Annotated in this window: 4 protein-coding genes; all 4 read left to right on the top strand. The window is 59.5% G+C overall.

Annotated features, from left to right (window positions below; genetic code table 11):
• Positions 1 to 282 precede the first annotated feature (282 nt).
• Positions 283 to 1,806 (top strand): fumarate hydratase, encoded by a 1,524-nt coding sequence (locus tag HU727_RS07330; protein WP_007916251.1) that lies wholly within the window; start codon positions 283 to 285, stop codon positions 1,804 to 1,806.
• Between the two features lie 213 nt (positions 1,807 to 2,019).
• Positions 2,020 to 6,525 (top strand): SpvB/TcaC N-terminal domain-containing protein, encoded by a 4,506-nt coding sequence (locus HU727_RS07325; protein ID WP_186530084.1) that lies wholly within the window; start codon positions 2,020 to 2,022, stop codon positions 6,523 to 6,525.
• Positions 6,522 to 9,260, top strand: coding sequence for an RHS repeat domain-containing protein (locus HU727_RS07320; protein ID WP_186530086.1), 2,739 nt, complete (start codon positions 6,522 to 6,524; stop codon positions 9,258 to 9,260). The genes HU727_RS07325 and HU727_RS07320 overlap by 4 nt, the downstream gene beginning before the upstream one ends.
• Positions 9,257 to 12,061, top strand: a complete 2,805-nt coding sequence (locus HU727_RS07315) for an RHS repeat domain-containing protein (protein ID WP_186530088.1) — start codon at positions 9,257 to 9,259, stop codon at positions 12,059 to 12,061. Before HU727_RS07320 ends, HU727_RS07315 begins: the two co-directional genes overlap by 4 nt.
• Positions 12,062 to 12,122: the final 61 nt, after the last annotated feature.

The following is a 12,122-nucleotide window of genomic DNA, read 5'->3' as shown; positions in this document are numbered from 1 at the left end:
TTTGAACAGCACGGAGATCGGCTCCCTTCCCCCTCGCCCCCTTTGGGGGAGAGGGCTGGGGTGAGGGGGTAGATCTTGAAGTGCGAATGCGATGTCCGATATCCGCCCACCCATGCGACCAACGAATGACGCTCCACCCGTGTAAGCCCCTTTGATGCGCGGTATACTGCCGCGCCTTTTTAGCGTCGCGCCAGCAGCCCCGGCGTGCCAGAGGATCAGCTGTGAGCCGCAAGCCTCAAGCTGCCCCATAGAATGTTCCCGTGTTTCAGAGGAGCGCGACTCATGACCGTGATCAAGCAAGATGACCTGATTCAGAGCGTTGCCGACGCCCTGCAGTTCATTTCCTATTACCACCCCGTGGATTTTATCCAGGCGATGCACGAAGCTTACCTGCGCGAAGAATCGCCAGCGGCCCGTGATTCGATGGCACAAATCCTGATCAACTCGCGCATGTGCGCCACCGGCCACCGCCCGATCTGCCAGGACACCGGTATCGTTACCGTGTTCGTCCGTGTCGGCATGGACGTGCGCTGGGATGGCGCCACCATGGGCCTGGACGACATGATCAACGAGGGTGTGCGCCGCGCCTACAATCTGCCGGAAAACGTCCTGCGTGCCTCGATCCTCGCCGACCCGGCGGGCGCCCGCAAAAACACCAAGGACAACACCCCGGCGGTCATCCACTACTCCATCGTCCCGGGCAACACCGTGGAAGTGGACGTGGCGGCCAAGGGCGGCGGCTCCGAAAACAAGTCAAAAATGGCCATGCTCAACCCGTCCGACTCGATCGTTGACTGGGTATTGAAGACCGTGCCGACCATGGGCGCCGGCTGGTGCCCGCCGGGCATGCTGGGCATTGGCATCGGCGGCACCGCCGAGAAAGCTGCGGTGATGGCCAAGGAAGTGTTGATGGAATCCATCGACATTCACGAGCTCAAGGCCCGTGGCCCGCAGAACCGCATCGAAGAAATGCGTCTGGAGCTGTTCGAGAAGGTCAACCAGTTGGGCATCGGCGCTCAGGGCCTCGGTGGCCTGACCACCGTGCTCGACGTGAAGATCATGGATTACCCGACTCACGCCGCCTCCCTGCCGGTGTGCATGATCCCCAACTGCGCCGCCACCCGTCACGCGCACTTCGTGCTCGACGGTTCCGGCCCGGCCTCGCTGGAGGCACCGCCGCTGGACGCCTACCCGGAAATCGTCTGGGAAGCTGGTCCGTCGGCCCGTCGCGTCAACCTCGACACGCTGACGCCGGAAGACGTGCAGAGCTGGAAGCCGGGCGAAACCGTCCTGCTCAACGGCAAGATGCTCACCGGTCGCGACGCCGCGCACAAGCGCATGGTCGAGATGCTCAACAAGGGCGAAACCCTGCCGGTCGACCTCAAGGGTCGCTTTATCTACTACGTCGGCCCGGTTGATCCGGTCGGTGACGAAGTGGTGGGCCCTGCCGGCCCGACCACCGCGACGCGGATGGACAAGTTCACCCGTCAGATCCTCGAGCAGACCGGCCTGTTGGGCATGATCGGCAAGTCCGAGCGCGGCCCGACCGCGATCGAAGCGATCAAGGACAACAAGGCCGTGTACCTGATGGCTGTCGGCGGCGCCGCGTATCTGGTGGCTCAGGCGATCAAGAAGTCCAAAGTGCTGGCGTTCGCCGAGCTGGGCATGGAAGCGATCTATGAGTTCGAGGTCAAGGACATGCCGGTCACCGTGGCGGTGGACAGCAAAGGTGAGTCGGTGCACATCACCGGTCCTGCGATCTGGCAGCAGAAGATCAGCGAAAGCCTGGCGGTTGAAGTGCAGTAAGTACTGAACCGTAAAAAAAGCAGGCCGGCCCGTCATCCGATGGACCGGCCTTTTTTTTGCCTGCCTACCTGAACCTTGCGCAATTAGCGCAAAAAAACCCACGCATGCATACAAAACGTTCCATCGCACCTGTCAGGTCTGACAGGTTACGGCCGCCCCGATTCTTGTTAGCGTCGAACCACCTCCGCCACCGTATCTGCACCGGACGCAATCATGGCCGAACAAGATTTGAGCATCGTTACGCCGTCTATCGCCAAGAGCTCGACGATCGCCACGATCGGCAAGAGCTGGGGCGCGGTTGGCCCCACCGGAGCCGCATCGTTCGTGCTGCCGATTCCCGCTTCCAGCGGACGCGGCTGGGATCCGCAACTGTCCCTCACCTACAGCAGCCAGACCGGCAACGGCCCGTTTGGCATCGGTTGGGCATTGAATACCGGCCAGATCAGTTTGCGCACCAGCAAGGGTGTGCCGCGATACGCCGGCGATGACGACATCGTCGGATCCGACGGTGAGGTGTGGATGCCGGAACTCGCCGACGGCAGCCCCGACTCACGCCCGGAATCCACTTATGACGGTGAGGACATCGGCCTGCACAGTGTGTTGCGCTACTGGCCACGGGTGGAGGGCGACTTCTCCCTGCGCGAATACTGGCAACCTCAACCCACCGCAAAAGAAGCGCCGGCACCGGGGTTCTGGCTGATTCATGCCACCGACGGTTCGCTCCACGTCTATGGCAAGACGGCCAACTCGCGCCTGACACACCCGGATTACCCTCAGCGCGTCAGCGCCTGGTTGCTCTGCGAGAGCATGAATACCCATGGCGAACATATCTGCTACCAATACAAGGCGGAGAACCAGGATCCCGATCCGATCCGTGACTACCGTGCCCAGCGCTACCTCGAGCGGGTGTATTACGGCAACGTCACCGCGAGCAAAAAGCTGTATGCCTGGGACGAGGCTGACCCCGCGCAAATGGGTTGGCATTTCCACCTGCTGTTCGACTACGGCGAGCGCACGACATCGCTGACAGAGATGCCGGTGTATGACGGCGCGACCCTGCAGCCGTGGATCAAGCGTCCCGACCCTTTTGCAACCTACGGCAAAGGTTTTGAGCTGGGCACCCGAAGGCTGTGTCAGCAGGTGCTGATGTTCCACCACTTCGCGGCTTCCGCGGACGACGCGCCGAAACTGGTTCGTCGTCTGTTGCTGAAATATCACGTTGCGCAAGACAACTCGCAATGGGCATTCAGCCAGATCGCTGCCGCCCATTATCAAGCCTGGGATGCCAGTGGCTTTGTCGAGAATTCGCCGCCGGTGGAGTTCGACTACGCACCCTTCGAGCTCAATAAAACCCCGGCCCGCCTGCTCGAATCAGAAACCCAACCGGGCATCGAAGACGGCGGCTTTTACCAGTGCGTCGACCTCTATGGCGAAGGCCTGCCGGGGTTTCTGTGTCGCTACGACCAGAGCTGGTATTACCGCGAACCGTTGCGCGGTGCGCCGCACACCGACGAAATCGACTACGGCCCATGGACGCGCCTGGAGAAAATCCCGGTGGCCGATCGCACCCGTAGAGCACAGCAGCTACTGACCGATCTGACCGGTGACGGACGCCTGGACTGGATCACTGCAGAGCCGGGCTTCAGTGGTTTCCGAACGTTGAATGCACAGCGCGAGTTCTCCGAATTCGCCACCTTCAATAGATTTCCGCTGGAGTTCTTCAACACCTTATCGACCCTTGGCGACCTGAGCGGTGACGGCTTGAGCTCGGTAGCGTTGATCGGGCCTCGCTCGGTGCGTCTGTACGCCAATCGCCGCGAAGAGGGCTTCGCCGCGGCTGAAGAGGTGGTTCACCAGCCCGACGACGATCGCTTGCCTGTGTTCAGCGACTCACGCACGGAGCTGGTACTGCTGGGGCAGATGCTGGGCAGTGACATGCCTGAGCTGACCCGCATTCGCCACGATGCAATCAATTGCTGGCCCAATCTGGGCCACGGCAAGTTTGGACCCGGTCGCATGATCAGCGAGCTGCCCTTCAGCTATGCGCAATTCGATGCCTCACGGGTTAGGCTTGCCGACCTTGATGGCTCTGGTGCTTCGGCGCTGATCTATCTCAAATCCGATGTGTTCGAAATCTACCTGAACCGCGGCGGCAACGGCCTGGAGCAAATCCCGCTGACCGTGCCTTGGCCTAAAGGCCTGTGTTATGAACATTCGTGTCAGGTGACCTTCGCCGATCTACAAGGCCTGGGCTGCGCCAGTCTGATTCTGACCGTGCCCCATATGCAGCCGCAGCATTGGCGCTACGACTTCGTGTCGGCCAAACCCTACCTGCTCACTTCCAGCAACAACAATATGGGCTGCAGCTCCAGCGTGGTCTATCGCAGCTCCGCACAGGAATGGCTGGACGAAAAACAGCAAGGCCAGCCCTCCGCACATCCGCCGGTTTCGCATTTGCCGTTCCCGGTGGCTGTGATCAAGAAGCAGCAACAACTCGACGAGATTACCGGCAATTGCCTGACGCAGACGTTTACCTGGCGTGAAGGCGTCTATGACGGGGTGGAGCGTGAGTTCCGCGGCTTCGGTCATTTGCAGCAGACCGACAGCGAAAGTGCGACAGCTGATGACGGGGCCGATTTCAGCGCGCCGGTGCGGGTGTGCACCTGGTTCCACACCGGGCAATCGATGGATCGGTCCCGTGATCACTATTTCACTGAAGATAAGGGTGCCGTCGCACTGGAAAAAACGCTGTTCAGCCGCACGCCGCCAGAAGCAGAATTCGACCAGCCAATTGCCCCGCATGACGCCGACACCGAATACCAGATTGGTCGGGCGCTGGCCGGCGCGGTGGCGCGCGTCGAAACCTATGCCGATGCCGACTGGAATGTGCCAGGGATCGCCATACCGTTTGCAGTGCAAGAGTCGCGCTATCTGGTGCGCGAAGTTCGCCCTCAGGGTCATTACGGCTCTGCCGTGTTGTTACCGCTGGTACTGGAGCAAATAAGCTACCAGTACGACGGATTCGTCGATGACCCGCTGTGCAGTCATGAGGTCAACCTGCGCTGGAACCCATTCGGTCTGTCGACCCAGGCGCTGAGCGTTAATTACGCACGGCGCCTGAGCGAAGGAGATACCCCACCTTTCTCCGATCCGGATGAACAGCAATGGTGGCGTGATGCGCATGACCCGGCGCAGCAATCGTATTACCTGAGCGAAAGTCGCGCACAGTACATCGATCTGATCGATTTCGAGCGCTGGCGGCCCGGCTTGCCGTATCGTCAGCGCGGCAACGCGTTGGTTTTGCCCAAGGGCACATTGCCGAATGGCCTGTCCCCGGATCAGGTGTCCTACGAGCAATTGGCACTGCATCAGGATTCGCCACACTGGAGGACTCAGCGGGTGCTGACCTCCCAGTCCGTGCAGCGTTACGTGAACACCGACGGCTTGCCGCTGGACGATGGCGTTGCCGAATTCGAAGCCCTCAAAGGCCCGCTGGAACTGGCGCAACTCGACAAGACGGCGCTGCAGGCTTATAGCATCCTGCCGCCACCGTTCAGCATCCATACCGAACTGACCAGCATCGGTTACACGCCGATGCCGTTTCTGTTTGAGCCCCCCGCCCCGGCGAGTGCCGAACCTGAGTTGTACTCTTCGTGTTTCGGCTTCGCGGAGTACGGCGATCTCGAACGTTTCTACAGAGTGCAACGCTATCGGGAAACGCCCAGCCATGGTGTCACCGAGGCAGAATATGATGGCTACGGGCTGGCGGTCACCAGGGTCACGCTGCCGGACGGTTGCACTACGCGCATCGTCTACGACTACCACGCCCTGCAACCGCGGCAGATCATTGACCCGAACGAGAATACCGAAGAGGCCATTTACGAACCCTCCGGCCAACCACTGGCCACCAGTTTCCACGGCACGGAGAACGGTGACGCCGCCGGATTCCGCCCGCTGACTGAATACAACCGCCCGGAGGATCATCGCCCCGATCCGGCCATTGCCGATCCCGAGGCAGCGGTGCAAAAAGCCGCCAGCACGTTGCGCAAGGACTTGTTCAGCTGGATGGGCAAGGTGCCGCCGTCCGTCAACCCTGAACAACTCGCCGAGTGGATCGCGCGCGGCGATGTCCTGCCCAGCGGGCACATCTGCACCAGCGCCCGTCAGCGATTGCAGCCAGGCATCAACCTGACCGTCTCGGAACAAGCATTGAGCGAGCTCATCGCGACCGTTCACCGCGAGCCGGTGCACAGCGTCATTCTCAGCGCCGACCGTTATCCCGACGACCCTGTCCCGGCACAGATCCAGGTCGTCAAGGCTTGCGTGGACGGCTTCGGCCGTGCGCTGCAGACCCAACAATTGGTCGATCCCGGCATGGCCTATGCAGTGGATGCCGACGGCAAACTGATCATTGAGAATGGCCAGTTTGTCGAAGTGCTCGCCAACCCGCGCTGGCGCGTCAGCGAACGTGTCGAATACAACAACAAAGGGCTGCCGGTTCGACAGTTCCGGCCGTTTTTTGCCGACACCCATGCCTATGTCGACGATCGCTCCCTGCGCGAGCTAGGCTTTTTCGATCAGCTGTTCTATGACGCGTTGGGCCGGCCGATCAAACTGATCAATGCCAAAGGTTTTTTTTCGCGCGAGTCGTATCACCCGTGGTACCACACCAGTGAAGACTTCAACGACACTTGGGAGCCGGAAGCGCCGCCCCCATGACCGCCAGTGTCCATCGGCGCACGCCTTCGCTCGTAGCGAGTGACAGCCGTGGCCTGCCGATTCGCCAGATAGCGTATCTGCGCACCGTCGTCGGTGCAACGGCGACTGCGCTGCTGACCCGCCAGCAACACGATGCGGCCGCACGCCTGGTGGCGCAATGGGATCCGCGTCTGTCCAGGCCAAATCTGACGACGGTTTATGGGTTGGACGGCGAACCGTTGAAAGTCGACAGCGTCGACGCCGGCTGGCGCCTGAACCTGCCGGGACTGGCCGGTGAGACAGTACAAAGCTGGGATGCGCGGGGAAGTCATTGGCGCACCACCTACGATGACCAACTACGCGTGGTGGCGGTCGAGGAAAATGCACAAGCGGCTGTCGAAACCTTCACCTACGCCGATGCCTCGGCCGATGCCAGACAAAATCTGCGCGGCCAGTTACGGGAACAAGTGGATCGATCAGGCGCCTTGCACCAGAGCAGCTATAGCCTGCTGGGTCAGCCGCTGCACGAAACCCGCACCTTTGAAGATGCCAGGGCTTTTGTCAGCCGCCGCCGCTACAGCCCGTTGGGTGGTGTGCTGGAGCTGATCGACGCCGGAGAACACCGCCAGCAGTCGAGTTATGACCTTGCCGGGCAACTCAGACACGTACAGTTGCAGCTCAAGGGGCAGACGGGCTGGCAGCCGGTTTTACTGGGCGCGACGTACAACGCGGCCGGGCAGATTGTCGAGCAAAAAGCAGGCAACGGCATTATCAGCACTTGGATCTATGACTCGGCCGATGCCCGCCTGCATCGGCAATCTGCACAACATAACCAGCAATCGCCCCTTCAAAACCTCGAATACGAATACGATCCGATGGGCAATATCACCCGTATCGTCGACCATGCGTTCATACCCAGCCACTTCGCAAACCAGCGAGTCGATGGCCACCGCGAATTCAGCTACGACTCGCTGTACCGACTGATCCGCGCCACCGGTTACGACGACGCTCCGCCTTCGGACATTCCCGGTTTGCCGCAGCCGACCGATCCGAAAAACCGCCTCAATTACACCCAGACGTATGCCTACGACGACGGCGGCAACCTCATAAAATCCTGCCACACTCGAGACGGCAATTGCCATTCGCGGCAAATGTTCGTCGACCCCAACAGCAACCGCGCGGTGCGCTGGAAACCGGCTGAAGCGGATCCGGACTTCGACGTCTTGTTTGACCGTCACGGCAATCTGCAGGATCTGAAACAGGGGCCATCGCTGCAATGGAATGCTCGTGACGAATTGCAAAGCGTGAGCCTGGTCACACGCAAGGGCAGCGACAGCGACGCCGAGCGCTATCGCTACAGCCAGGGCCAGCGGGTCTTCAAATGCCATGAGTGGTTTACGCAAAACAGGCGGCATTTCCATCAGGTCCGCTACCTGCCCGGCCTTGAAATCCGCAACAAGGACAACGGCGAAGAACTGCACATCATCAGCGTCGGCAACGCCCGTTGCCTGCATTGGGTGGCCAATCCGCCCGCCGCCAACGATCAGCTGCGTTACCGCCTTGAAGACCATCTCGGCTCTTGCGTGAAGGAGCTGGACGAAAACGCTACGGTGACCAGCGAAGAAGGCTATTACCCGTTCGGCGAAACCGCGTGGATGGCCCCGCAATCAGAAATCCAATACCGCTTTATTCGTTATTCCGGCAAGGAAATGGATGTCAGTGGTTTGTATTACTACGGCGCCCGCTATTACGCGCCGTGGTTGCAGCGGTGGGTGAGCGCCGATCCAGCGGGGAATGTGGACGGGTTGAATCTGTATGGGTTTGTCGGTAACAACCCGGTCTCCTTTGTGGATGTGCAGGGCAACAGCCGCGAGAAACGCGAAATCGTCGACTTCTCAAACTTCGTGACCATCCTCGGTGATTACTCCGCCACTACGTTTGACCAGCTTCAGGAGATTGCAGCCGGAAAGTTCGGGGGCCGGCTGCTCGCCAATTTTGTCGGAGAGTTCGTCAACGCCGTTGCCGGCTTCGTCGGCGGCTATCTCGGCGCCATGCACATAGGCTCAATTCTTCCCGACGATCCGCACGTTGCCAACTTTACTCAGCAGAGCAAACCGCCATTTTCCGAAGGGTTGATTGGCGGAAACATCGGCGGCGATATCGTCGGGGCGATTTCCAGTCGTATCACGTCCCGTGCAAGTCTGATCAAGCCATTGATTCCGCAGACATCGGCAATAAGCGTCGCCGCCATCGATCAAGAGACCGGCATCGCCGAGAGAACTGGAGGCTTCGACCCAGCCGATGCGAGCGCATTATATTTGAACCGTGTCGTTGGATCAGTTGTTCCAGGCGTAGGCATGGCACTCGCTATGGGGCAGCGCGTACAAGAGGCCGAGGACATCAAAAACGGGCTCGATCCGGTCAAGATTCAAAAAATCGAAACCACGCTCGACGACTGGAAAAAAGCCCTCGCTTCGCGAATGGCAGGTGTCGAACAAGCCTTCAGGCGTCTAGGCCAAAACACCGTCAATACGGCGGATGTGACGCCCAATACGAGCCGTTTGACGACTAACAAGACCATTCGACTCGACACCTTGCGAGAGCAGACCAAAGCAATCGTGGGCTACATCGAAAGTAGCCAGACCTTCATAAGCTGGTACAAGGAAGACGCACTCACAGACAATCGTTATTCGCGCAAACTGGAGCATGGGAAACCGCGGCCCAAATCCCAGACCTCCGTTCGGACCTTCAGATGAAATACGCTGCCGTTCACTCGCGCACGCCTGTTTTGGCGGTGATCGACGCCCGCGGTCTGCCGATCCGTGAGATCGCTTACTTGCGCACGCTGGCAGAGGACACACCAAAAGCACATGTATCGCGCCAGCTACACGACGTGGCCGGCCGTGTCGTGGCGCAGCAGGATCCGCGTCTGCCCGCTGCGAACGCCACCAAGGTCTACTCGCTGAACGGCGAGACGGTATTCGCTGACAGCGTCGATGCTGGCTGGCACCTGCTACTGCCAGGGCTGGCCGGTGAGCCACGGTTGAGCTGGGATGAGCGCGGCCATCGTTGGCAGTCGACCTTTGACGACCAACTGCGCGTGGTGCAGTTCGAGATCACGGGAAACGGTGAAAATCAGGCCGACACCTACAGCTATGGCACCGCTTCTGCCGAAGCTGAATACAATCTCCGCGGCCAGTTGATCCGACAATCAGATCCCTCGGGTTCACTGGACATTACGAGTCATGCCCTCACGGGTCAGGCACTGGTGGAAAGGCGCACTTTTCACGATGACGAACCGTTCACCAGCCAACAGGTGTTCAGCCCGCTTGGGGCCCTGCTGGAGCAGATCGATGCGGGTGGACATCGCAGACACTCGCGCTATGGGCTTGCCGGGCAACTCAGGGCGGTGGATCTGTTGATCAAGGGGCAAGAGGGCAAACCGGTCCTGCTGGATGCGCAATACAACGCCAATGATCAGCCCCTCCAGCAACAGGCCGGCAACGGTGTGCTCAGCCAGTGGACGTACGATCCGGCCGACGGGCGCTTGCACACGCAGTCCAGCCGCAAGGAGGCCGGGCCGCCGCTGCAGGACTTCGAATATTTCTACGACGGTGTCGGCAATATCACCCGCATCGAGAACCATGCCTTCGAGCCCGCGTGGTTCGCCAACCAGCGGGTCGATGGCCACCGCGAATTCAGCTACGACTCGCTGTACCGACTGATTCGCGCCACCGGTTACGACGACGCTCCGCCTTCGGACATTCCCGGTTTGCCGCAGCCGACCGACCCGAAAAACCGCCTCAATTACACCCAGACGTATGCCTACGACGACGGCGGCAACCTCATAAAATCCTGCCACACTCGAGACGGCAATTGCCATTCGCGGCAAATGTTCGTCGACCCCAACAGCAACCGCGCGGTGCGCTGGAAACCGGGTGAAGCGGATCCGGACTTCGACGTCTTGTTTGACCGTCACGGCAATCTGCAGGATCTGAAACAGGGGCCGTCGCTGCAATGGAATGCTCGTGACGAATTACAGAGCGTGAGCCTGGTCACGCGCCAGGACAGCGACAGTGACGCCGAGCACTATCGCTACAGCCAGGGCCAGCGGGTTTTCAAATGCCATGAATGGTTTACGCAAAACAGGCGGCATTTCCATCAGGTCCGCTACCTGCCCGGCCTTGAAATCCGCAACAAAGACAACGGCGAAGAACTGCACATCATCAGCGTCGGCAACGCCCGTTGCCTGCATTGGGTGTCCCCTCCACCTGCCACCAACGATCAGCTGCGTTACCGCCTTGAAGACCATCTCGGCTCTTGCGTGATGGAGCTGGACGAAAACGCTACGGTGACCAGCGAAGAAGGCTATTACCCGTTTGGCGAAACCGCGTGGATGGCCCCGCAATCAGAAATCCAATACCGCTTTATTCGTTACTCCGGCAAGGAAATGGATGTCAGTGGTTTGTATTACTACGGCGCCCGCTATTACGCGCCGTGGTTGCAGCGGTGGGTGAGCGCCGATCCGGCGGGGGATGTGGACGGGTTGAATCTGTACGCGTTCGTTGCCAACAATCCGATGATCTTTACCGATCCCGACGGCCAGTATCTGGAAACCTCCATTGATGGTCCTCCAGAAACATCAACGCGAGAGGTAACACCTCGAAGCGCCCGCTCTCGTCTGTCGAGGGAAGTCTTCAAGCACACGGAGATAGTAAAACTCTCCAAACGCAGAGCTAAAGATGCCAAAAGACAAATTCTCAATCATCGCTCGGCATTGTCTTATGGAGCTTCCATCGCACGCAGAACAGGCGCCCATCTTGCAAGTCAGGCAGTTTCCTATGGTGCCGGTATCGTTGTCGGTATTGGAGCATCTGCATTGGGCGCCGCCGCCGGTCCCCCAGGCGTAATAACAGGTTTCGCCGTAGGATTCGCGGCAAAAAAAGCAATTAGCCTAGGTTTCGATTATGCCTTGGAGCGAGCCGGCTTGAGTGCTTCGATCAAACTCAAAGCGGGAAAGCTGGACCCGCAAAGGATCGTGAAAAAAGGCGAATACAAGACCGGGTCGTACGTTACTTATGCCAGCCACAAATTCCAGGCATTGGTGGCAGGGGTCATTGCCCTTAACCGAAAGGGCTTTCTGAAGGGAACGAAAGAAGGCATCTCATTTGGGGCGTCCAACGCGTTGAGTTTGACGGGTACAGCAATGGGCAGCGAAATAAGTGCGGCACTTTCCAGCGGCTTGGGCCTGCCTGAGATAGCGCATGAAATCATCGGTGCCGCGGGCGAGCTTTCCCCGGAGAAAATTAGCAAGCTGGACCAAAACATTAACGGTCTGGTCGACGTGTTGAATACTGGCATGAACAACCTTGAAACGTCATTCAGGGCTGCCGGGGTTAACGCGATCAATACGTTCAGCTACGACATCCGTAAAAACTCCGCCCCAACCGGCGATACGGTGCAAAGCCTGAGAAACATGACAAACAGCGCCATCCGTGAGCTGAGGTACACCCAGACGATACTGCACTCTCGCTCGTCCAGGTTTACTGCCGTGTAAATAGCGCAGCAGCCGTAACAAATGTGAGCGGCGTGCTATGGTGCCCGCCCGACTTTCTACC

It is taken from the genome of Pseudomonas khorasanensis (assembly GCF_014268505.2).
In the GTDB taxonomy this organism is placed as follows: domain Bacteria; phylum Pseudomonadota; class Gammaproteobacteria; order Pseudomonadales; family Pseudomonadaceae; genus Aquipseudomonas; species Aquipseudomonas khorasanensis.
This window is presented reverse-complemented; position numbering and strand designations above follow the sequence as displayed.